Raw genomic sequence first — 21423 nt, 5'->3', positions numbered from 1 at the left:
GCCGAGTGCAGGCTAGGGCCGCCCGGCGCCCGTCCGGGAGGGGCTCGACGGCTCGGGACGGTAAAGATTTGCTCAGCAGATGTCCAGCGGTGCCCGGTGGTGGTCGTCGGGTGGTCGTCGGGTGCTCGTCGGTGCGTGCACGTTCGTGCACCGCAGGTTCCTGCGGGCACCGATCACTTCACCGGGCGGCGTGCCGCGGGCACAGTGGGGCGGGTCGGCCGCTCGGGACCGACCGCGGTCCCCCGGCCGCGCAGACGACACGGGCCTCGGGGCCCGGGAGGTTCTCCACGCATGTCCAAGATCGCCGCTGCCACCACCGCGCTCGCGGCGGTGGCCGGGTTCACCGCGCTCGCCGCGCCCGTCCCCGCCGTCTCCGCCCCTGCTGCGGCCCCTGCTGCGGCCCCTGCTGCGGCCCGGTCCGACCTCGCCCCGCTCGTGAGGGTCGACGACGCGATCGCGTCGCGCTACATCGTGGTGCTCGACGAGGACGCGCCGTCCGCCCGCAGCGAGGCCCGCTCGGCGGTCGACGGGCTGGGCGACGCCATCGAGCACGTCTACCCCGCGGTCGGCGGCTACACCGCCACCCTCACGGCCGCGCAGCTCCGCGACGTCCGTCGCGACCCCGACGTCGCGCTCGTCCAGCAGGACGGCCGCGTCTCCATCAGCGACACCCAGCAGGACGCGACCTGGGGCCTGGACCGCACCGACCAGCGCAGCCTGCCGCTCTCGGGGACCTACTCCTGGTCCGCCACCGGCGCCGGCGTCGACGCCTACGTCATCGACACCGGCATCCGCGCCACGCACACCGACTTCGGCGGCCGGGTGCAGGGCGGCTACAGCTCGGTGCTGCTCGGCAACGCCCGCAACGACTGCAACGGCCACGGCACGCACGTCGCGGGCACCGTCGGCGGCGCGACGTACGGCATCGCCAAGCAGGTGAACCTGATCCCGGTCCAGGTGCTCAACTGCCTCGGCAGCGGCTCGAACTCGGGCGTCGTCGCCGGCATGGACTGGGTCGCGCAGAACGCCGACGGTCCGTCCGTCGCCAACATGAGCCTCGGTGGCGGGGCCAACGCCGCCACGGACGCCGCCGTCCAGCGCATGACGGACGCCGGGGTGACCGTCGTGGTCGCGGCCGGCAACGAGGACGCCGACGCCTGCGGCTCCTCGCCGGCCCGCGCCTCATCCGCGATCACCGTCGCCGCGAGCACCCGCACCGACTCCCGCGCCTCCTTCTCGAACTGGGGCTCCTGCGTCGACGTGTTCGCCCCCGGCCAGGACATCACCTCGGCCTGGTACACGAACGACACCGCGACGAACACCATCTCGGGCACCTCGATGGCCTCCCCGCACGTCGCGGGCGTCGCCGCCCAGGTGCTCCAGGGCAGCCCCGGCGCCTCTCCGGCGGCCGTGACCTCCGCGATCGTCGGCGACGCCACCACCGGCGTGGTCATCGACGCCAAGGGTTCGCCGAACCGCCTGCTGTTCACGGCCCGCTGACGCCGGGCCGGACACGGACCTTCATCCCTGCAGGGGCTCACGACGCCCCCTCCGGATCGGGCCGGAGGGGGCGTCGTGGGTCGGAGCGGGGGTCGGGCCGCCGGGCCGGTGAGGTCGGGCCGGTGGGTCAGAGCCGCCCGATCGTGAAGGCGACGGCGAAACCCAGGGCGACGAGGAGGCCGGTGCTCCCCTGCTCCTCGGCGAAGGCCTCGGGGACCATCGTGTCCGCGACCATGGCGAGGATCGCGCCGGCGGCTACGGCGGTGATCAGCGCGACCACCGCTGCCGAGGCGCCCGCCAGCAGCAGGACACCGGCCGCGCCGGCGACGCCGCTCGCGACCGCGACCGCCGTCCAGACCCCGAAGACGTAACCGGCGCTGCGGCCGGCGCGCTTCATGCCCGCCGCCGAGGACAGGCCCTCCGGCAGGTTCGAGATGAACACGGCGGCCAGGACGGACACGCCCACGCCGCCCCCGCCGAGCAGCGACAACCCCAGCACCGTGGACTCGGGCACGCCGTCCAGCAGCGCCCCGACCGCGATCGCGAGCCCACTGCCCGGCTGCCCGGACTCGGAGGACTGCCGGGGTGACCGCTCCGCCCCGGAGCGCTTGCGGTGTCGCGCTCCCCGGCGCGCCAGCGCGGCGTTCGCGGCGACGTAGACGAGCGTGCCGGCGAGGAAGCCGGCCAGGGTCGGGCCCAGGCCACCGGTCCTCTCGGCCTCCTCCACGAGGTCGAAGGAGAGCGCGGAGATCAGCACCCCCGCGCCGAAGGCCATGATCCCGGCGACCACACGTGCCGGGACGTCGACCACCCAGGCGACACCGGCCCCCATGATGAGGGCCCCGCCGGCGAGGAGGCCCCAGAGGCCCGCCTCCAGCCACACCGGGATGTCCATCTCCCCGGGTGCCCCGGGCAGCGGCGGGCATGCGGGTGCCCGGCACGGACGAGGGGCCGCCGGTGCTCCACCGGCGGCCCCTCACCCTCGACCTCAGCGGTCGACGAGCACCCTCAGGCTGCGCACGCCCCTGACCACGAAGGCCTGGGGCGCGGTGGTGCGGGTGCGGACGAAGGACGCACCACGCTCGCCGCGGGCGGAGAGGTAGTAGTCCTCCTCCACGCCGGACCTCACCTTGTCGGGCGTGCCGACTTGCACGCGGACCTGGTCGTGCCGCAGCTGCGAGGCCAGGGCCGCGCGCAGCCTGGCGACGGTGTTCCCCCGGACGAAGCCGAAGCCGGCGTCACCGCCCTCGGCGACCAGTCGCAGGCGACGCGGCGCGTCGCGGGGCAGGGTGATCGGGCCCAGCGGCACGGTCGTCGACCCGGCGCTCCCGCCGAGGACGGCCCGCAGGTTCATCACCTCGCCGGCCGTGCCCTGGGCGGGCGCCTTCCTCGTGACGGTGACCCACCGGCCGTTCCGCAGCTGCTGGACCGCGGTCAGCGTGTGGCGCTCGTCGGTGTCGTCGACGCTCGCCTCCGTGGTGACGGAGTCGACGGTGACGCCGTCGATCCTGCTCGTCCGGGCGACGACCTCGGCCAGGCTGTACGCCGTCCGGAACGTGAGCTGCCGGGCGGTCCACCGGTCGGTGTACGTCAGGGAGAACGGCTCGCCGTCCTCCGAGCCCGTGATGGTCCACGTCATCAGCTCGGAGCCGTCGGACGGGCCGTCGACGACCCGGTCCTGGTTGGCGATGACCTGGAAGAAGCTCACGTCGGGGAGGAACAGGGGTGTGTAGACCTCGGTGCTCCCGGTGCGCGAACGGCCGGCGTACTCCACGGTCGAGGTGACCTCCGCGCCGTCGGGGACGGCGCCGAACGTGCCGGTGATGCCGGTCAGCCGGTCGTCGGTCACGGTGCCCACGGGCGGGGCCACGTTGGCGACCTTGAACGGCGCGCCGATGCTCTCGGGCTGCACGTAGAGGGCGTCGGCGGGGTGCAGGCCGAGGGTGGTCGAGCCCAGGAACGCCAGCGGGTGGCCGAAGCCGACCACGCGGCCGTCGCACACCGAGGTGGCCGTGCCGACGCCGGCGAACGAGATGTCGCCGTAGGCCGCGGACCCCGCGACGTTGCCGCCCGCCACGATGGTGTCCGCGTCGGCCGCTCCCGCCGAGGCCTTGCCCGCCACGACGGTGTTCTCGGCCAGGAACGCCGGACCCTCGGCCCTCGCCTGGGCGAGGCGGCGCGCCGAGACGCCGGAGACCCCGAGCGGGATCTCGAGCTGGGCGAACCCGCGGGAGGCCTGGGCCGCACCGATGCCGGCCTCGCGGGCGACGGTGCGGGCGTCGGCGCCCGACAGCGCGATCCGCCTGGGCGGCGCGCCGGCGTCGAGGTAGTCGTCCATGTCCTCGAAGGGCGTGATCCCGGCGACGGGGGAGGGGCCGAAGGACAGGCCGTAGGCGACGGCGCCGATCAGGCGGCCGTCGTCGGCGTAGACCGGCGAGCCGGACATGCCCTGCCAGATGCCGCCCGTGCGGTCGAACTCCGGCATGTCGAGCTCGGCCATGATCATGTCGAGGCCGGGGTAGATGCCGTCCTCGAGGACCCCGAGGACCTCGCCGGTGAACCCCGTGGGCTCGGTGCCGCGGGTGACGGTGAGGCCGGTGACGGCGTCGCCGGCGGCGAGCTCGGCGACCGGGAAGGCGGCCGTGCAGTCCTCGGCGGCTGCGGCCTGGGCCGGCGCCCCCGCGACGGCGACGACGGCCTGGGCGGCGAGGCCCAGGGAGGCGAGGCCGGCCAGGGAGGCGAGGCGGCGCCGACGGTGGTGGTGGACGGTCATGTGAGATCCCCCGTTCTCGGTCGGCGCGCGGTCGTGCGCACCGACGGGAGGCCGAAGGTACAGACCCGGCGGCCCGACGCCCAGCGCCGGCGCAGAAGGTTCCGAGGTGGTCTAGACCGCCCGGTGGGAGGGGGGCACGGAGACGGCGAACGCCCCCTCCGCGGCGGTCCGGGAGGGGGCGTTCGTGCAGGCCGGTGGCCTGCGGGTGTGGTGGGCAGGGGCGGGGTCGAACCGCCGACCTTCCACTTTTCAGGCGGACGCTCGTACCAACTGAGCTACCTGCCCATCGACCCGGCTGGCCGGATCGGGGACGAGCATACAGGCGGACGACCGGAGCGCTGGACGCGGCCTCCCCGGGCTCGTGCCCCGCGCCGACCCGCCACCCCGACGCCGGGCCTCTCGCGGCCGCGAACCCGCGGCTCGTCCTCAACGACTCCTGACGGCCCGCCCGAACCGGGTGTGCACGCCCGGGCTGAAGGCGACGTGGTCGGGGGCCCGGTCGGCCAGCCCGGGCAGGCCCACCGACGCCGTCAGGCCGTCGTCCAGGACGACGGCCTCGGCGTCGTGCAGCGGCCACGCCGGGTGGGAGTTGCGCACGTAGAGGGTCCGGCCCCAGGCCCGCGTGTGCAGGCCCCACCGGGCGGTGAGGAACACGTCGAGGTCGGTGGCCTCCCGCCGCTCGCCGACCCGGACCACCAGGCGCGACGTGGCACGGGAGGGGGTCCGCAGCCGCGCCGTGTAGGTGTGCTCGGGTGCCCCGGCGACGGTGTCGACGCGGTACGACATCGACGCCCACCGGTAGGGCAGCCGCAGCGCCGCCCGCGCGCCCGCGACGACGGCCAGGCGGTCGGTGTCGAGGCTCAGGAACACCACGCCGCGCCGCCCGTCGGCGCCGACCGAGTAGAGACGGACGTTGGTCTCGAGGAAGGTGCCGAAGAAGGGCACGGCGGGGCCGTTCGCGAAGCCGGCGTCGACCATCCGGAACGGCACCAGGCCGACGTAGCTCCGGCCCTCGTGGACGTCCGGGCGCACCCCGGGAGGCATGAAGCGCTCCAGCGAGGACGGGTCGACCGCCCAGTGGAGGAAGGTCAGGTCGCGCCAGTCCTGGCTCATCACCACCGGACGGGGCAGGGCGGGGGCGTCCGTCGTCACGGGCTCGGCGTGCACAGGGCAGAAGATACGTCCGGTGCCCTACCGTCAGGAGGATGTCGGAGGACCTGCTGGCGGGATTCAGCCACCGCGACGTCGACGTCGAGCACGACCAGGGCGGCACGACGCTGCGGGTCGCCACCGCGGGCGACGGGCCGCCGGTGCTGCTCCTGCACGGGCACCCGCAGAACCACCTGACGTGGTCGCGCGTGGCGCCGGCGCTCGCCGAGGACCACACGGTCGTCTGCCCCGACCTGCGGGGGTACGGCGACTCCGCCAAGCCGCGGGGCGGCGGCGACCACGCGGCGTACAGCAAGCGGACGATGGCCGCCGACGTCGTCGCCCTCATGGCCTCGCTCGGCCACGAGCGGTTCGCCTTCGTCGGCCACGACCGCGGCGGCCGGGTGGGTCACCGCGCCGCGCTCGACCACCCGGACGCCGTCACCCGGCTCGCGGTGATCGACATCGCGCCCACCCGCACCATGTACGAGCGCACCGACATGGCCTTCGCGGCCGGGTACTGGCACTGGTTCTTCCTCATCCAGCCCGAGCCGTGGCCCGAGCGGATGATCGGCGCCGACCCCGACGCGTTCCTGCGCCCCCACCACGACTCGCAGCTCGCGGACCCGGCCGCCGCCGACCCGCGGCTGTATGCCGACTACCTCCGCTGCTACTCGCAGGAGGCGATGATCCACGCCGTCTGCGAGGACTACCGCGCCTCCGCGACGATCGACCTCGACCACGACCGCGCGGACGCCGACGCGCGGGTCGCCGTCCCCCTGCTCGCGCTCTGGGGCGAGGCGGGCCTCGTCGGCAGGACGTACGACGTGCTGGCGACGTGGCGGGAGAAGGCGGCGGACGACGCCCTCGTCACCGGTCGCGCCCTGGCGGGCAGGCACTCGCTGCAGGAGGAGGCGAGCGACGAGGTCCTCGCCGAGCTGCGGCCCTGGCTGGCCGCACCGGCGTCGGACGGCGCAGGCCGGTGACACCGGGTCGGTCGCGGCGGCGCGATCAGTACGCTGGCCCCGCCAAGGCCCCCATCGTCTAGCGGCCTAGGACTCCGCCCTTTCACGGCGGCAGCACGGGTTCGAATCCCGTTGGGGGTGCCAGTCCCGGTCGTCGGGGCCCCGATTGGGCCGCGCCCCGTGTCTGCGTTAGTGTTCTTCCGGCTCCTCACGAGGGGGCCGAGAACGATCAGCACATCCTGGCCTCGTGGCGCAGTTGGTTAGCGCGCCGCCCTGTCACGGCGGAGGTCGCGGGTTCGAGTCCCGTCGAGGTCGCCAGGAACCTCCAGGTCCCGGTCACGTCAGTGGCCGGGACCTGCTGGTCTCCGGGGGCACCGGTTGCCGCACCCGGTTCAATGGCCGCATGGCGGTGGAGATGGACCGGGCCGAGTTCGAGGCCCTGGTGGGCGACGCCCTGGACGGCATCCCCGCCGAGCTCGCCGCCCACGTCGACAACCTCGTGGTGCTCGTCGAGGACGAGCCTCCGGCCGACGACCCCGACCTGCTCGGCCTGTACGACGGGGTGTCGCTGACCGAGCGCGGCGGGGACGGGGGGCTCGAGGTGCCGCTGCCGGACCGGATCCTCGTGTTCCGGCGCCCGCTGCTCGAGATGTGCGACACGCGCGAGGAGCTCGTCGAGGAGGTCCGCGTCACCGTCGTCCACGAGGTGGCGCACCACTTCGGCATCGACGACGACCGGCTGCACGACCTGGGCTACGCCTGAGGGAGCCCCGTCGCGACGCCGGTCAGCGCGAAGCAGGCCGCGCAGGCCGCCAGGGACAGTCCGGTCGTCAGCGCGGCGTACGCCCACCCGCGCCGCGCCCCGAGGTCGTGGGTGCCGACCGCGAACGTCGAGTACGTCGTGAACCCGCCGCAGAAGCCGGTGCCGAGCAGGGCGAGACCCTCCGCCGACAGCGTCCCGGCGAGCGCGAGGGCCGAGAAGACGCCCAGCAGCGCCGAGCCGACCACGTTGGCGACCAGGACCCCCCAGGGCCGGTCCGCGTCCAGGCGCCGCTGCAGGGCGTAGCGCGCGGCGGCACCGGCGCCGCCGCCCAGCCCGACGAGCAGGCCGGTCAGCAGGGTCCCGGTCACGGGGCCGGCACCAGTCGACGTCCGAGCACGACCGCGAGCAGGCACGCCGCGAGCGTGCCCGCGAGGTAGGCCCCCGCGAGGAGGAGCCGGCCGTCGGCCAGCAGCGCGCGCGACTGCTCGGCGTACGCCGAGAGGGTGGTCCACCCGCCCAGCAGGCCGGGCCCGAGCGCGGCGGCGGCCAGCGCGCGGGCGCGGGGGCGCAGTGCCCCGAGCAGGCCGGGCAGCATCGCGAGCACGAACGACCCCGACAGGTTGATCGCGAAGGTCGTGACCGGGAAGCCGGTCTCGGCGGGCGTCAGCCCGACTGCCGCCCAGCGGCCGACCGCGCCGACGGCGCCGCCGAGCGCGACGACGACGAGCAGGAGCCACGGCGCGGGCCCGGAGGGCGGTCCCACGTCGGGCGGAGTCACGGGGACGAGTATCGGGCGTCCGGCCCGGCGTCGCCCCACGGCGTGGCCGGGCGCCCCCCGGCCCGTGCCCCGATCTCACCCAGGAACCACTGGGCGAACGCCACGTCGGCGTCGCTGCGGGCCAGCGTCAGCAGGCGGGCGGCCCGGCAGAACTCGTCGGCGAGGTCGAGCAGGCGCAGCATGGTGTCGACGGAGGACGACGCGTCCGCGGGCACCCGCAGCACCAGGTCGGCGTACGGCGCGGCCGAGCGCAGCGCGGAGGTGACCTCGGGGCCCGAGACCGCCGGCCCGAAGTCGGCCTCGAAGTCGGCGAACAGCGCCGAGAGCCGCTCGGCCTGCGGGTAGTCGGAGGCGTGGGCGAGGGCGAGGAGCCGCAGCTCGCGCCGGAGCTCGAGGTGGTGGCGCCGGAACGCGGCGAGCCGGTCGACGGGCACGCCGACGAGGCGGACCTCGAGGAGCTCGGCCCCCGCCGAGCGCGGGTCCACGGCGGCACCGGCGGACGCCTCGCCCGTGGCGTAGACGGAGCCCGCGAGCTCGGCCTCGGTGAGGTCCTCCCGCAGCCCGGGGGCGGGCTCGAACCAGACGACCTTGCCGTCACCGGTGATCTCGGCGCCCCAGGCGAGGGCGCTGGTGGCGACGATGTGGAGGCCCCGTCCGACGGTGCTCACGGTGCTGAGCGAGTCGTCGAGGGAGGCCAGGAGCGCGTCGAGGTCGTCCGGGTCCGGCGCCGGTGGTGCCCGGTGGGCCGGCTGCGGCCGTGGTGGGACCCGCGAGGCGTCGTGCACCTCGATCCGCAGGTGCTCGGCCGTCCCGCTGACCCGGAGGTCGATGGGCCCGGGGGCGTGGAGGAGGGCGTTGGTGACGAGCTCGGAGGTCCCGGCCTCGGCCGACTCGACGAGGTCCTCGCGGCCGGCCGACCGGCACACCTCGGCCACCCACCGGCGGGCACGCTGGACCGAGCGCGGCGCGGGCTCCAGGGCCAGCGCGCTCCCGTCCAGGCTCATCGGGGGTCTCCTCCGGGGCATCGCCGACCCCCGAGGGGGCCGACGCGCTGCTGCTCCGGCTCCGCCTACCCGCCCGCGACGTGTCCGAAACCACCCTTGTCGGACGGGTTTCCTGGGCACTGGGATTGGTGCGCCCCGCCTCGGCGGGAGGACAATGGAGGTGCGGCGGGAGCCCGCCGCGCGATGATCGCGAGGAGCCGCGAGATGACCAGCACCGACCGCACGCCCACGTCGCCCCACCGCGTGGTGGTGATCGGGTCCGGCTTCGGCGGCCTGTTCGGGACGAAGGCGCTGAGCCGCAGCGACGTCGAGGTGACGATGGTCGCCAAGACGACGCACCACCTCTTCCAGCCGCTGCTGTACCAGGTCGCGACCGGGATCCTCTCCGAGGGCGAGATCGCGCCCCCGACGCGCGAGATCCTCAGCCGTCAGAAGAACGCCAAGGTGCTGCTCGGCGAGGTCACCGACATCGACCTGGAGCGTCGTACCGTCACGAGCCACGTCCTGCGCCGTCAGACGGTCTCCGAGTACGACTCCCTCATCGTCGCCGCCGGCGCCTCGCAGTCCTACTTCGGCAACGACCACTTCGCCGAGTACGCCCCGGGCATGAAGAGCGTCGACGACGCCCTCGAGCTGCGCGGGCGCATCTTCGGTGCCTTCGAGCTCGCCGAGCTCGGCGCCCAGCGCGGCGACGACATCGACCACCTGCTGACGTTCGTCGTGGTGGGCGCGGGTCCGACCGGCGTGGAGATGGCCGGCCAGATCGCCGAGCTCGCGCACCGCACCCTGAAGCGGGACTTCCACTACATCAACACCCGCGAGGCGCGGGTGATCCTCGTGGACGCCGCCGACCAGGTGCTGCCGCCGTTCGGCGAGCGCCTCGGCGCCAGCAGCAAGAAGGAGCTGGAGAAGCTGGGTGTCGAGGTCATGCTCGGCGCGATGGTGACCGGCGTCGACGAGCGCGGCCTCGAGGTCAAGTACCGCACCGGCCGCACCGAGCGGATCTCCGCCGTCACCAAGATGTGGGCCGCCGGTGTCCAGGCCAACCCCCTGACCAAGACCCTGTCGCAGCAGACCGGCGCCCCGCTCGACCGCGCCGGCCGGATCGCCGTCAACCCCGACCTGACGCTGCCCGGTCACCCCGAGGTCTTCGTCGTCGGCGACATGATCAACCTCGACCACCTGCCCGGTGTGGCGCAGGTCGCGATCCAGGGGGCGAAGTACGCCGCGAAGGAGATCGACGGCCGCCTGAAGAACAAGCCGCCGCAGGAGCCGTTCCACTACTTCGACAAGGGCTCGATGGCGATCATCAGCCGCTTCCGCGCGGTCGCGATGGTCGGCAAGCTGCGCCTGACCGGCGTGATCGCCTGGCTCATGTGGCTGGCGGTGCACCTCGTCTACATCACGGGGTTCAAGAACCGGGTGACGGCCGTCCTGCACTGGTTCGTGTCGTTCCTGGGCCGCGGCCGCTCGGAGCGGACGTCGACCGAGCAGCAGATCTTCGCCCGCAACGCCCTGAAGCAGCTCGCGGGCGGGGCGTCGGACCTGGTCTCCGAGCCCGACACGGTGCCGCGCGACCCCTCGGAGCTGGAGCGGGTGCGCCGCGAGGAGCTCGAGGAGCGTGCCCGTGAGGAGGCCCGCCTCACCGACGCCGGTGAGCGCGGCGTGCCGGTGGAGCAGCGCGCCGGGTGACGACGACGGCGCTCGTCCCCCCGTCGCTCGACCGGTACGACGGGTGGGCGGCCTGCGTCGCCGACTTCGGGGCCGCCCACATGGACGGCTCCGGCTATCACGGCCCGCCCGCCGACACCTCGCGCGAGGGCTTCGCGTCGTACGTCGCGGAGCGGCTCCTCATGGCCGACCCGGCCTGGGAGCCGCCGGAGGGTCGGGTGCCCTGCTCGTTCGCGTGGATCGTCGAGGGGCCCGGTTCGCCTGACGTCCTCGGGTTCCTGGCGATCCGCCACCGCCTCAACGACTTTCTGCTCGAGCAGGGTGGCCACGTCGGCTACGCCGTCCGCCCCTCCCGCCGGCGGGAGGGCCACGCCGGCCGCGCCCTCGCCCTGGCGCTGCCGATGTGCGCCCGCCTCGGCATCGACCGGGTCCTGGTGACCTGCGACGACGACAACGTCGCCAGTGCCCGCACCATCGAGCGCAACGGCGGGGTCCTCGAGGACGTCCGCGGCGTCAAGCGCCGCTACTGGGTCACGCCGCAGCCGGGCGAGCCCGCGAGTCCGGCGTAGCGGCGGGAGGTCGAGCAGCGACCGCGACCGCCCTTCGACAGGCTCAGGAACCGCGAGGTCGCGACGGCGCGTGTCGAGACCCGGTGGGACGGGGGTCGTGGTCTCGACGGGCTCGACCGCCCGTGGCGCGGGGCCCGGGCGGTCACGGAGGTGCCGATGGGAGGATCAACGCCCATGGGCGGGTCGCACGCGCACGGGAGCACGCACGACGACGACGTCGAGGTCTCCGGGCTGGCCCGGACCGTCCTGGTCGTCGCCCTCGCCCTCGCCGGCCTCGCGTCGGTGGTCGGCATGGCCCTGCTGTGGCCCTCCGCGGCGGACGCCCCCGAGCCCGTGGAGTTCGCGCAGGAGGGGGTGACCTTCCCGACCGCCGAGGTGCGCTCGGTGGGGGAGCCGTGCCCGGTGGTCCGCGCGGACCCCAACGCCCCGCCGCCGGCGGGGGAGGAGGGCGGCGACGAGCCGTTCCCGGAGGGCTGCAACGTCCTCGAGGTCACCGTCGCCGACGGGGACGGCGCGGGCGACGACGTGTCGCTGCAGGTGCCGCCCTACGTCACGCGCGCCGGGCTGGTCCCGGGCGACGACGTCCAGCTGATCCGGATCCCGACCCCGGGCGGCGCCCCGGACGCGGGCGCCGGGTCGGGCCAGGACGGCCCGGCCACCGGCTCGGGCCTGAGCCCGGACGGCGACGCGTCGTACGGCTGGTCGAAGGTCGAGCGCGACCCGCCGCTGCTCGCGCTGGGCATCGCGTTCCTCGTCGTGGTCGTCGCCGTCGCCCGCCTCCGCGGCGTGCTGGCGATGGTGGGGCTGGGGTTCGCCGGACTGGTGGTCGCCTTCTTCATGCTCCCCGCGCTGCTCGCCGGCGGCAACGGCCTCGCGGTGGCGCTGGTCGGCTCGTCGGTGATCATGTTCGTCGTCCTGTACCTCGCCCACGGCCTGTCGGTGCGGACGTCGACGGCGCTCGCCGGGACGCTCGTCGGCATCGCCATCACCACGGTCATCGCCCTGTGGGGCGTCGACTCGGCGCGACTGTCCGGGGTCTCCGACGACACCGGCGAGCTGCTCCTGCTGTACGCCGACGGGTTGGACTACCAGGGCCTGCTGACGTCGGCCATCATCATCGCGGGCCTCGGGGTCCTGAACGACGTGACCATCACGCAGTCGTCGGCGGTCTGGGAGCTGCGCTCCGCGGCGCCCGAGATGTCGCGCACGCGGCTGTTCGCGAGCGGCATGCGCATCGGGCGCGACCACATCGCCTCGACGATCTACACGATCGTCTTCGTGTACGTCGGCTCCGCGCTGGCCGTGCTGATGCTGACGTCGCTCTACGAGCGGCCGCTGACCGAGGTGCTCACCGACGAGGTGGTCGCCGAGGAGATCGTGCGCACGCTGGCCTCGGCGATCGGGCTGGTCCTGGCGGTGCCGGTGACGACGGGGATCGCGGCGCTCACGGTGCGTCCGGAGCGACCGCGCCCCGGACGCCGCGCCCGGACGAGCCCCGCGCCGGAGCCGCCGTCCGACGCCCCGCCCACCGGGACCGCGACCCCTCCCGGGTCGGGTCGACGGGTGACGCCAGGTCGGGCCGCCAGCGACCCATCACCTCGGTGAACTCGCGCGGGTCGACCATCGAGGCGTCGACCACGAGCGCCCGGCGTCCGGGCCGGCGGAACCTCACCCGCCAGCCACGCTGCTCGGGTGAGCCGACCACGTCGAGCTCCACCCCGGCGACGTCGAGCCGCTGCTCGCTGTCCCCGGTGGAGACGACGAGGGTGCCGTACTCCACCCGCACCTCGCTCACGGGCCGGCCGAACCACGCCAGCACCAGGGCGACGCTGAGCGCCAGCATGAGGATGGGCAGGCCGGCCAGGGCCCGCTCGTCGAGACGTGCCCACAGACCGAGGAACGCCGTGAGGGCGACGACGCCGAGCGCCGTCGCCGCCTGCAACCGCCGGATGCCGGCGGGCCGGGCGAAGCGGTGCACCGCCAGCAGCCCGGGCTCGACGTGGGGCGGTCCGCCCACGCCCGTCGTCGTGCTGTCGTCCGAGATCGACATGAGGCCACGGTAGAGCGACGACGCCACCGGGGAGGCCCGAACGACGAAGATCCGCCCCGCCGTTTCGGCGGGACGGATCCTCGGAGTGCTGCGGTCCGGCCGGACCCCTGGCCCGGCCGTCGGCTCAGCTGTCGACGGCGCGCTTCAGGCCCGCGGCCGGCTTGAAGGCCGGGGTGGTGCTCGCCGCGATCTGCATCGTCTCGCCGGTCTGCGGGTTGCGACCCGTGCGGGCGGAGCGCTGACGCGTCTCGAAGGTGCCGAAGCCGGCGATCGTGACCTTGTCACCCTTCTTCAGGGCGGCGCTGATGGTCTCGACGGCGGCGTCCAGCGCGGCGGTGGCCTGCGAGCCGTTCAGGTCGGTGCTGGACGCGATGGCGTCGCTCAGTTCCTTCTTGTTCATGTGCTCACTCTCGTCGGTGGTGGTCGCGCGGAGCAACCGGGGGTTCCCCCGCACCCTAGCCATGCGGCGCGGTGATCGGCCCTCTGCGGGGGCGTTTCGCGGGTAAAGGCCCGCCCGCTGAGTGGTCAGTGACTCGCGTGGGCGAGGTCGAGGTCGGCCGGCGTCAGCCACCACACGACGACGCCGGTCACGATCATCAGCGCGCCCCCGACGAGGCCGAAGTCGGCGAGCGACGCGGTGAAGGACGACGTGGCCGCCTCGGCCAGCCAGCCGCCGGCGGGCGTGGTGGAGGCCACCTCCAGCGCCCCGCCTAGCGACTCCCGGGCGGCGGCCGCGGAGTCGGCGTCCACGCCGCGGGCGGCGAGCTCGTCGGCGGGCACCCCCGAGCGGTAGACGGCGGCGGCCAGGCTGCCGAGGACGGCGACGCCGAGCACGCTGCCGACCTCGTACGACGTCTCCTCGACCGCCGCGGCGCTGCCGGCCTGGTGGCTCGGCGCCCCCGCCATGATCACCGCGGAGGCGACCGCGAGGGACGCCATGCCGATGCCCACGAGGGTCAGGCCGGCGGCCAGCCACGGGTAGGTGAGCGGGGCCGGGGCCACGAAGAGCAGCGAGAAGCCGGTGCCCCCGACGAGGAGGCCGCCGGCGAGGACCGTCCGGGCGCCCACCCGCTCCGCCAGCGTCGGCGCGTACGGCGACCCCAGCACGCCGCCGACGGCCATCGGCAGCAGCGCGAGGCCGGTCTGCAGGGGCGAGAAGCCCTCGACCAGCTGCAGCCACTGGGCGCCGAGCAGCAGCATCGCCGCCATGGCGATCGCCGACGCCAGCGCGGCCAGGACGCCCGCGGTGAAGGCGCGGCCGCGGAACAGCCGGACCTCGAGCATCGGGTCGCTCGCCGCGAGGCAGCGCCGCACGAACCACACGAGCGCCACGACGGCGACCACGCCGGTCAGCGCGACGTCCGGCTCGAGGCCGTCCTTGCCGCCGTTCTTGACGGCGTGGACGAGGCTCACCATGCCGACGACCGACAGCACGGCGGCGAGCGCGTCGATGCGCGGCGGGCGGGCCGAACGGCCCTCGGGCAGCAGGACGACGCCCGCGACGAGCGCCACGGCCATGACCGGCACGTTGACGAGGAACGCGGCGTGCCAGTCGAAGAACTCCAGCAGCGCGCCGCCCACGATCGGGCCGAGCGCACCTCCGACGGCGGCCATGGCGCCCCAGACGCCGAGCGCGGTGGCGCGCTCGCGGGGGTCGGCGAACAGGGTGCGGATCATCGACAGGGTCGACGGCATGATCATCGCCCCGCCGACGCCGAGCAGCGCTCGGACGGCGATGACGGCCTCCGGCGAGTCGGCGAGCAGCACGAGGGTGCTCGCGAGACCGAAGACGGAGAAGCCCGCGAGGAGCATCCGCTTGCGGCCCCACCGGTCCCCGAGCGCGCTCACCGTGACGAGCAGGCCGGCCAGCACCAGCGGGTAGGCGTCGACCATCCACAGCAGCTGCACCGAGTCGGGCCGCAGGTCCGCGGTGATGGCGGGCAGCGCGACGTTGAGGATCGTCACGTCCATGACGACCAGCAGCAGGCTGGCGGACAGGACGGCGAGCCCGGCCCAGCGTCGGGGGTGGGCCGGGGTGTCGTGCGGGTGGGTGTCGGGCGTGAGGGTGGTCATCGGGCCCCTCCCTCCGGGGTCGTGGTGGTGCTCGTGGTGGTCGGGGTGCTCGTGCCGATGCCGTGCAGGAGCGTGTCCAGGACGAGGTCGGCGACGTCGCGGCGGGCGACGTCCCCGGCGCGCAGCGCGTCGCGCGCGGCGACGAGCAGGCCGTAGCCCGCGTGGAGGTACCAGCGCGCCGGCAGCTCGGGTCGCACGACGCCCGCGGCCTGGGCGGTGCGCCACAGACCGACCTCGCGCTCCTCGAGCGCGGCGGTGCGTGCGGCGAGCTCGGGGTCGCAGACGAGGAAGGAGTCGGTCAGGGCGAAGCCGTGGTCCTCGGCGTCGACGACGAGGCGCGGGAACATCGAGTGCAGGCAGGCCGTGACCGCCTCGGCGCCGCCGTCGGCGATGGCGTCGGCCATCCCGCTGGCGTCCTGGGTCTGCTCCCACCGGTCGAGCGAGCGGTCGCCGAGCTCGCGCACGAGGTCGTCGCGGCCGGGGAAGTGGCGGTGCAGCGTCGCCCGGCCCACCCCGGCGGCCTCGGCGATCGTCGCGAGGCTGGCGGTGGGGTCGGCGTTCAGGGTGCGCAGCGCGGCGTCCAGCACCTGCTCACGCGTGGACATGGGTCACTCTCGTTCCATATGAGACATTGATGTCTCATATGGAACCACGCCGTCTCACGAGGGGCAACTCGCGCGGAGCGGCGTCCCTGCGAGCGCCTCGACCCCCGGGCCCGCCCTCAGGCGAACGGGGCGGTGACGACGACGCGGTTGCCGTCCGGGTCGCTCATCACCATGACCTGGGTGTGCGTGGCGTCGAACGGCTCGTCGTGCGCGACGCCGGCCGCGTCGAGGCGGGCGACGGTGGCGGCCAGGTCCTCGGTGTGGAGCACGACCCCACCGCGCCCGGCACGGTCGGGCTCCTCGTGGACCTGGAGACCGACCCGGTGGGAGGCCTCGCCCAGGTACCAGGCCAGCAGTCCCTCCATCGGTGACTCGTCGGGCTCGCGCCCGACCACGGCCGCGTACCAGGCACGGCTGCGGTCCAGGTCGCCGACGGTCAGGTTGGCCATCACTCCGGTGAACGTCATGGTCGGGAGGACCCGCGGGACGGACCTGACTCATCGCTCGCGGCGGATGGTCCTAGTGTGCGGTTCCGTGGAGCAGTTCTCGCTCGACGCGTTCTCCCTGGCCGGGCGCGTCGCGGTGGTGACCGGTGGCAACGGCGGCCTGGGCCGGGCCTTCACCCTCGCGCTCGCCGCGGCGGGCGCCGACGTCCTCGTGCCCACCGTCGCGGACGACGGCGGCGAGACGCGCGCGCTGGTCGAGGCCCGTGGGGCGTCGTACGACGAGCTGACGATCGACCTCACCGCCCCCGGCGCGCCGCGGCAGGTGGTGGAGCGCTGCCTCGCGACGTACGGGCGCCTCGACGTGCTCGTGAACTCCGCCGGGATCAGCCTGATCGGCGACGTCGAGTCGTTCGGGCGGGCGCGCTGGGACGCCATGGTGGCGCTCAACCTCACCGCCGCCTTCGAGCTCTCCCAGGAGTGCGTGCCCACGATGCGCGCCCAGGGCGGCGGCAAGATCATCAACGTCGCGTCGCTGTTCAGCGTCCTCGGGGGCCGGGGGTCCCCGGCGTACGCCGCCACCAAGCACGGCATCGCCGGCCTCACCAAGGCGTACGCCGACGAGCTCGCCGCCGACGGCATCTGCGTCAACGCCATCGCCCCCGGCTACATGGCCACCCCCATGACCGCCGCCCGCCGCGCCGACCCCGCGGCGAGCCAGGTCGTCGTCGACCACGTCCCGGCCGGCCGCTGGGGCGAGCCGGAGGACCTCATGGGCGCCGTCGTCTTCCTCGCCAGCCGCGCCTCCGACTACGTCCACGGCCACGTCCTGGCCGTCGACGGCGGCTACCTCGTCCGCTGACCCCGACTCGTGAACCGGAGCACCCCGGAATGACCGCAGAGCTCACCACCCCCGCCACCGCCGGCATCGTCGCCGACCTCGTCGACCTCCTCGGCGAGTCGCAGGTCGAGGTCGACCCCGACGCGATCCGCGCCGCCAGCGTCGACCGGTTCAAGAAGTACACGGCCGTCCACGGCATCTTCGACGGCCCGTTCCCCGCCGCGATCGTCCGCGCCCGCTCGACGGACGACGTCCGGGCGGTGCTGACCTACGCCGACGCCCACGGCCTGAACGTCGTCCCGCGCACCGGCGGTACGGCGACGGAGGGCGGCCTCGAGACCGCGGTCGCGGACTCGATCGTCCTTGACTGCTCGCCGATGGACGCGATCCTCTCGATCGACCCGGTCGACATGCAGGCCACCGTGCAGTGCGGGGTCGGCCTCCAGCGGCTCGAGGACGAGCTGCGGGCCCAGGGCCTCACCACCGGCCACTCGCCGCAGTCGAAGCCCATCGCGCAGATGGGCGGACTCGTCGCGACGCGCTCGATCGGGCAGCTGTCCACCCTGTACGGCGGCATCGAGGACATGGTCGTCGGGCTCGAGGCGGTGTTCCCCGACGGCACGGTCGCCCGGATCAAGAACGTCCCCCGCCGGGCCGCCGGCCCCGACCTGCGCCACGTCGTCATCGGCAACGAGGGCGCGCTGTGCGTCGTCACCGAGGTCACCGTGAAGGTCTTCCGCGCCCCCGAGGCCCTCGAGTTCCGCGGCTACCTGATCGACGACTTCGCCGCCGGCATCGAGATCCTCCGCGAGGTCGTCGTCGGGGGCTACCGGCCGTCGGTCGCCCGCGCCTACTCGCCCGGCGACGCGCAGCAGCACTTCAGCCACCTGCCCGGCTTCGACGCCGAGCGCACCAGCGTCGTCGTCCTCGTCGCGGAGGGTCCGCGCCGGCTCGTCGAGGCCACCGCCGCCGGCATCGACGACGCCGTCGCCCGGTGTGCCGAGGAGCACCGCGTCACCCCGGTCGAGCAGGGCCTCGTCGAGGAGTGGTTCACCCACCTCAACTGGGGCCCGGACAAGATCGAGGCGGAGAAGGCCGCGATGCTGCGCGAGGCCCACCTCGGCTACACGACCGAGGTCTCGGCCAGCTGGTCGGCCGTCCCGGCGCTCTACGACAACGTCATGCGTCGCGTCCGCGAGGAGTTCCCCCGCGCCGGTGACCTCACGATGCTCGGCGCGCACTCCTCGCACAGCTACCAGACCGGCACGAACCTCTACTTCGTCTACGACTACGACATCACCTGCGAGCCGCGGGAGGAGATCGACCTCTACCACCGGCCGCTGAACGCGATCGTGGTCGAGGAGGCGCTGGCCGTCGGCGGGTCGATGGTGCACCACCACGGGATCGGCAAGTACCGCACCGAGTGGACGCGCGAGGAGCACGGCAGCGCCTACCCGATCCTGGCCGGGCTGAAGCGGACGTTCGACCCGAACGGCACGATGAACGCGGGCACGATCTTCCCGCTCGGCGACGACCTCTAGGCGCCCCGGTGGTGGCCCGTGCGGACGGCGCCCTGGTCGTCGGCATCGACCTCGGCTCGCAGAGCGCGAAGGTCGTCGTCCACGACCTCGCCGGGGGAGTCGTGGCCTCGGCGCAGCGGCCGCTGGCGCCGACCGTGGCGCCCGCCCCGGGGCAGGTCGAGCACCCCGGGGACGACCTGTGGGACTCACTCGCGGCGGCCTCCACCGAGGCGGTGGCGGCGCTGGGCCCGAGGGTGGCCGACGTGCGGGCGGTGGGCCTGTGCGGCATCCGCTTCTGCACCGCCCTGCTGCGTGCCGACGGCTCGCTCGCGGCCCCGGTTCGCTCCTGGATGGACGTCCGCGGCGCCGACGACCCGCCCCCGGGGACGGTCCACGTCGTCGCGTCGTCGGCGTACCTGACGGCCCGGCTGACCGGCGTCGTCCGCGACTCCACGGCGGCCTACGCGCTGTGGCAGGAGCCGCCCGAGGACGTCGTCGAGCCGGGGGAGGTGCTCGGGGAGGTCACGGTGGCCGCCGCCGCGGCCACCGGGCTGCCCGCGGGGGTGCCCGTGGTCGCGACCGCGAACGACAAGGCGGTCGAGGCGCTCGGCTGCGGCCTGCTGCAGCCCGGACCGCTGCTGGTCTCGCTCGGCACGTTCGTCGCGTCGATGGCGGTGGGGCCCCCCGGGGCCGAGGCGTCCGGGACGTCGTACTGGGCCAACCCGGCGGCGGTGCCGGGCGCGGTGCTGCTCGAGAGCACCGGGGTGCGCCGCGGCATGTGGACCGTCTCCTGGGTCCGCGACCTCGTCGGCCACCACCTCGCCGTCGACGGGCGCGCGGGCGACGAGGTCGCCCTCGGCGAGGCCGCGGCGGCGCTGGACGTCGGTGCGGACGGGCTGCTGTGCGTCCCGGACTGGCTCGCCCCGCCCGACGCACCCTGGCGGCGTGGGGCCTTCGTCGGGTTCGACGGCCGCCACGGCCCCGCCCACCTGTACCGGGCCGTCCTGGAGGGCCTCGTGCTGACCGTGACCGGCCACGCCCGCGCCATGGCCGACGAGGTCGGTCTCGACGTCACCACCGTCGTCGTCTCCGGAGGAGGGGGACGCTCGCCTCTCGTCCTCGCCATGGTCGCGGCCTGCCTCCAGGCTCCCGTCCGGGCGCCCACCGCGCCCTCGGCCGCCGGCCTCGGCGCCGCGGTCTCGGCCGCGGTCGGTGTCGGTCTCCACCCGACCTGGCCGGACGCCGTCGACGCGATGGTCCACCTCGGCGAGGCCGCCCACCCGGACCCCGCGTGGGTCACCGCCTACGCCGACGTCCGTGCCCGTCACGCCGCCCTCGTCGCCGCCCTCGACGGGGTCCTGCGTCCGTAGGCGCCGGGTCGGGCCCCGACCCCGGTCGCGCGTGGGCCCCGTGGGGATCGAACCCACAACCCGCGGATTAAAAGTCCGCTGCTCTGCCGGTTGAGCTAGAGGCCCGGGTGCCCGCCGAGCCTAGACGGGCGACCGAGGTCGGCGAGAGGGGCGTGACCGCAACGTCCATTACCTCCGCAACGACCCGAATCGGCCATCCACCTGCACGATCGACACCTGCGGGGTACAAACGACGGGTGAGCACGCCACGGGGGTTGCGGGCCTTCTCGAGCAGGATCGCGTCCGCGCTGGCGCGGAGCCGTGCCGACCGGGCGCTGCGGCTGTCGACGCAGGTGTGGGGCGAGCTGGCGTACGCCGACCTCGGCAAGCACGCCATCGCCGCCGACGACGCGGCCTTCCTCTCGGACACCGCGGCTCGCCACGGGCGGTACGACGAGGCCTGGGAGCACGCGGGGCGCGCCCAGCGGGAGTACCAGCTCGTCCGGCGGATGGTCCGCGACCGGGGGCCCGGGCAGCGCCCTACCCGCTGAGGCTCAGCGGATCGTGCGTCGCGACTGACGCACCAGCGCCCGATGCAGGTCGTCGGCGGCCGAGCCGAGCAGGTCGGCGACCTCCTCGAGCCGGTCCCCGAAGCGGTACGTCGGCCCCGAGACGCCGAGGGCGGCCACGACACGGTCGCCGGTCCCGCGCACGGGCACGGCGATGCCGTCGAGGTCCTCCTCCAGCTCGCTGAGGGTGGTCGCCCAGCCGCGGTCGCGGCAGGCCTCGAGGTGCTCGCGCAGCTCCGCGTGGGTCGAGATGGTCTGGGAGGTCGGCATGGACAGGCGACCGAACGGGAAGCGGACGACGCCCCAGGCGATGAGGACCTTGCCGAGCGCCGAGCAGTGGGGCGGGACGTCGTACCCGACCCAGCTCACCGCCCCGACGATGTGGGGGCCGTCGACCTGCTCGACGATGGTCACGGTGTCGCCCAGCGCGACCGCGAGGTGCACGGTCTCGCCCGTGCGCTGCATCAGCGTCTGCATCAGCGGGCGCGCCTGCGCGATGAGCGCCTCGGTGCGGTCGAAGCGGGCGGCGTACTCGACGAACAGCGCGCCGCCGCGGAAGGTGCCCTCCTCGGTGCGCTCGACGAGGTCGTTGCGCTCCAGGGCGGCCATCGTGCGCGAGACCGTCGCCTTCGTCATGCCGGTCTCGGCGACCAGCTGGGTGAACGTCGGGCCGCGCTCGGCACGCACCACCAGGGCGAGCAGCTGGGCTGCTCTGTCGATGACGCCGGGAGCTGATGACGTCTGCTCAGCAGTGTTCCGCATGTCGCAACAGTAGTTGCACTCAGCGGAACAGCGCAAACA

21 protein-coding genes and 4 tRNA genes are annotated in these 21423 nt (G+C 74.6%); 12 read left to right on the top strand and 13 right to left on the bottom strand.

The window, feature by feature from the left end; genetic code table 11:
* Positions 1 to 291: 291 nt before the first annotated feature.
* Positions 292 to 1500, top strand: coding sequence for a S8 family peptidase (locus tag MJ876_RS06055; protein ID WP_240235306.1), 1209 nt, complete (start codon positions 292 to 294; stop codon positions 1498 to 1500).
* A 127-nt stretch (positions 1501 to 1627) separates the two neighbouring features.
* Here the strand turns inward: MJ876_RS06055 and MJ876_RS06050 are convergent, their stop codons facing one another.
* The 4 genes from MJ876_RS06050 to MJ876_RS06035 all read right to left on the bottom strand — a co-directional run bounded on the left by MJ876_RS06050 (position 1628) and on the right by MJ876_RS06035 (position 5440).
* Complete coding sequence (locus MJ876_RS06050) at positions 1628 to 2395, bottom strand: ZIP family metal transporter (RefSeq protein ID WP_240235304.1); 768 nt, start codon at positions 2393 to 2395, stop codon at positions 1628 to 1630.
* A 93-nt stretch (positions 2396 to 2488) separates the two neighbouring features.
* Positions 2489 to 4273: a SpoIVB peptidase S55 domain-containing protein gene (locus MJ876_RS06045; RefSeq protein WP_240235303.1), complete on the bottom strand. Its 1785-nt coding sequence runs from the start codon at positions 4271 to 4273 to the stop codon at positions 2489 to 2491.
* 208 nt (positions 4274 to 4481) lie between these two features.
* Positions 4482 to 4558, bottom strand: a tRNA-Phe gene (locus MJ876_RS06040).
* Between the two features lie 141 nt (positions 4559 to 4699).
* On the bottom strand, positions 4700 to 5440 hold the full coding sequence (locus tag MJ876_RS06035; RefSeq protein ID WP_240235301.1) for a YqjF family protein: 741 nt from the start codon (positions 5438 to 5440) through the stop codon (positions 4700 to 4702).
* A gap of 38 nt (positions 5441 to 5478) precedes the next feature.
* On the opposite strand from MJ876_RS06035, the gene MJ876_RS06030 reads away from it, so the two are divergent.
* From MJ876_RS06030 to MJ876_RS06015, 4 genes are all read left to right on the top strand, one after another.
* Positions 5479 to 6408: an alpha/beta fold hydrolase gene (locus tag MJ876_RS06030; protein WP_240235299.1), complete on the top strand. Its 930-nt coding sequence runs from the start codon at positions 5479 to 5481 to the stop codon at positions 6406 to 6408.
* 47 nt (positions 6409 to 6455) lie between these two features.
* Positions 6456 to 6531, top strand: a tRNA-Glu gene (locus tag MJ876_RS06025).
* 97 nt (positions 6532 to 6628) lie between these two features.
* A tRNA-Asp gene (locus MJ876_RS06020) sits at positions 6629 to 6705 on the top strand.
* A gap of 85 nt (positions 6706 to 6790) precedes the next feature.
* Positions 6791 to 7150, top strand: a complete 360-nt coding sequence (locus tag MJ876_RS06015; protein ID WP_240235297.1) for a metallopeptidase family protein — start codon at positions 6791 to 6793, stop codon at positions 7148 to 7150.
* Here MJ876_RS06015 and MJ876_RS06010 read toward each other — a convergent pair.
* Genes MJ876_RS06010 through MJ876_RS06000 form a run of 3 tightly spaced genes read right to left on the bottom strand, consistent with a single transcriptional unit; the run spans position 7141 to position 8932 of the window.
* Positions 7141 to 7518 (bottom strand): CrcB family protein, encoded by a 378-nt coding sequence (locus MJ876_RS06010; protein ID WP_240235295.1) that lies wholly within the window; start codon positions 7516 to 7518, stop codon positions 7141 to 7143. The genes MJ876_RS06015 and MJ876_RS06010 overlap by 10 nt on opposite strands.
* On the bottom strand, positions 7515 to 7928 hold the full coding sequence (locus MJ876_RS06005; protein ID WP_240235293.1) for a CrcB family protein: 414 nt from the start codon (positions 7926 to 7928) through the stop codon (positions 7515 to 7517). The genes MJ876_RS06010 and MJ876_RS06005 overlap by 4 nt, the downstream gene beginning before the upstream one ends.
* Positions 7925 to 8932, bottom strand: a complete 1008-nt coding sequence (locus tag MJ876_RS06000) for an ATP-binding protein (RefSeq protein WP_240235291.1) — start codon at positions 8930 to 8932, stop codon at positions 7925 to 7927. Before MJ876_RS06000 ends, MJ876_RS06005 begins: the two co-directional genes overlap by 4 nt.
* 204 nt (positions 8933 to 9136) lie before the next feature.
* Here MJ876_RS06000 and MJ876_RS05995 point away from each other — a divergent pair, with 204 nt between their 5' ends.
* The 3 genes from MJ876_RS05995 to MJ876_RS05985 all read left to right on the top strand — a co-directional run bounded on the left by MJ876_RS05995 (position 9137) and on the right by MJ876_RS05985 (position 12777).
* The gene (locus MJ876_RS05995; protein WP_240235289.1) at positions 9137 to 10624 is read left to right on the top strand and encodes an NAD(P)/FAD-dependent oxidoreductase; all 1488 of its coding nucleotides are present in this window, start codon (positions 9137 to 9139) and stop codon (positions 10622 to 10624) included.
* The gene (locus MJ876_RS05990; protein ID WP_240235288.1) at positions 10621 to 11172 is read left to right on the top strand and encodes a GNAT family N-acetyltransferase; all 552 of its coding nucleotides are present in this window, start codon (positions 10621 to 10623) and stop codon (positions 11170 to 11172) included. Before MJ876_RS05995 ends, MJ876_RS05990 begins: the two co-directional genes overlap by 4 nt.
* A 174-nt stretch (positions 11173 to 11346) precedes the next feature.
* Entirely contained in the window at positions 11347 to 12777 is a 1431-nt protein-coding gene (locus MJ876_RS05985) for a YibE/F family protein (RefSeq protein ID WP_240235286.1), read from the top strand.
* Positions 12778 to 13346: 569 nt separating this feature from the next.
* Here the strand turns inward: MJ876_RS05985 and MJ876_RS05980 are convergent.
* The 4 genes from MJ876_RS05980 to MJ876_RS05965 all read right to left on the bottom strand — a co-directional run bounded on the left by MJ876_RS05980 (position 13347) and on the right by MJ876_RS05965 (position 16367).
* Positions 13347 to 13685, bottom strand: coding sequence for an HU family DNA-binding protein (locus MJ876_RS05980; protein ID WP_275694458.1), 339 nt, complete (start codon positions 13683 to 13685; stop codon positions 13347 to 13349).
* A gap of 62 nt (positions 13686 to 13747) precedes the next feature.
* Positions 13748 to 15295, bottom strand: coding sequence for an MFS transporter (locus tag MJ876_RS05975; protein WP_240235282.1), 1548 nt, complete (start codon positions 15293 to 15295; stop codon positions 13748 to 13750).
* Positions 15292 to 15900, bottom strand: coding sequence for a TetR/AcrR family transcriptional regulator (locus MJ876_RS05970; RefSeq protein ID WP_240235281.1), 609 nt, complete (start codon positions 15898 to 15900; stop codon positions 15292 to 15294). The genes MJ876_RS05975 and MJ876_RS05970 overlap by 4 nt, the downstream gene beginning before the upstream one ends.
* A 116-nt stretch (positions 15901 to 16016) precedes the next feature.
* Positions 16017 to 16367: a VOC family protein gene (locus tag MJ876_RS05965; protein ID WP_240235280.1), complete on the bottom strand. Its 351-nt coding sequence runs from the start codon at positions 16365 to 16367 to the stop codon at positions 16017 to 16019.
* Between the two features lie 67 nt (positions 16368 to 16434).
* On the opposite strand from MJ876_RS05965, the gene MJ876_RS05960 reads away from it, so the two are divergent.
* From MJ876_RS05960 to MJ876_RS05950, 3 genes are read left to right on the top strand one after another with little or no spacing between them, the layout of a single operon-like run.
* Positions 16435 to 17205: an SDR family oxidoreductase gene (locus MJ876_RS05960; protein ID WP_240235278.1), complete on the top strand. Its 771-nt coding sequence runs from the start codon at positions 16435 to 16437 to the stop codon at positions 17203 to 17205.
* A gap of 29 nt (positions 17206 to 17234) precedes the next feature.
* The gene (locus tag MJ876_RS05955) at positions 17235 to 18725 is read left to right on the top strand and encodes an FAD-binding oxidoreductase (protein WP_240235276.1); all 1491 of its coding nucleotides are present in this window, start codon (positions 17235 to 17237) and stop codon (positions 18723 to 18725) included.
* 8 nt (positions 18726 to 18733) lie between these two features.
* Positions 18734 to 20074: an FGGY-family carbohydrate kinase gene (locus MJ876_RS05950; RefSeq protein ID WP_240235275.1), complete on the top strand. Its 1341-nt coding sequence runs from the start codon at positions 18734 to 18736 to the stop codon at positions 20072 to 20074.
* Positions 20075 to 20106: 32 nt separating this feature from the next.
* On the opposite strand, the gene MJ876_RS05945 is transcribed toward MJ876_RS05950, so the two are convergent.
* Positions 20107 to 20179 (bottom strand) — tRNA-Lys (locus tag MJ876_RS05945).
* 131 nt (positions 20180 to 20310) lie between these two features.
* Here MJ876_RS05945 and MJ876_RS05940 point away from each other — a divergent pair.
* Positions 20311 to 20604: a hypothetical protein gene (locus MJ876_RS05940; RefSeq protein ID WP_240235273.1), complete on the top strand. Its 294-nt coding sequence runs from the start codon at positions 20311 to 20313 to the stop codon at positions 20602 to 20604.
* Positions 20605 to 20607: 3 nt separating this feature from the next.
* On the opposite strand, the gene MJ876_RS05935 is transcribed toward MJ876_RS05940, so the two are convergent.
* Positions 20608 to 21384, bottom strand: a complete 777-nt coding sequence (locus MJ876_RS05935; protein ID WP_240235272.1) for an IclR family transcriptional regulator — start codon at positions 21382 to 21384, stop codon at positions 20608 to 20610.
* Positions 21385 to 21423: the final 39 nt, after the last annotated feature.

The sequence above is a fragment of the Nocardioides sp. CFH 31398 genome (assembly GCF_022436705.1).
GTDB lineage: Bacteria > Actinomycetota > Actinomycetes > Propionibacteriales > Nocardioidaceae > Nocardioides.
The sequence above is the reverse complement of the archived record's forward strand: the minus strand, read 5'-3'. Positions and strand labels throughout refer to the sequence as shown.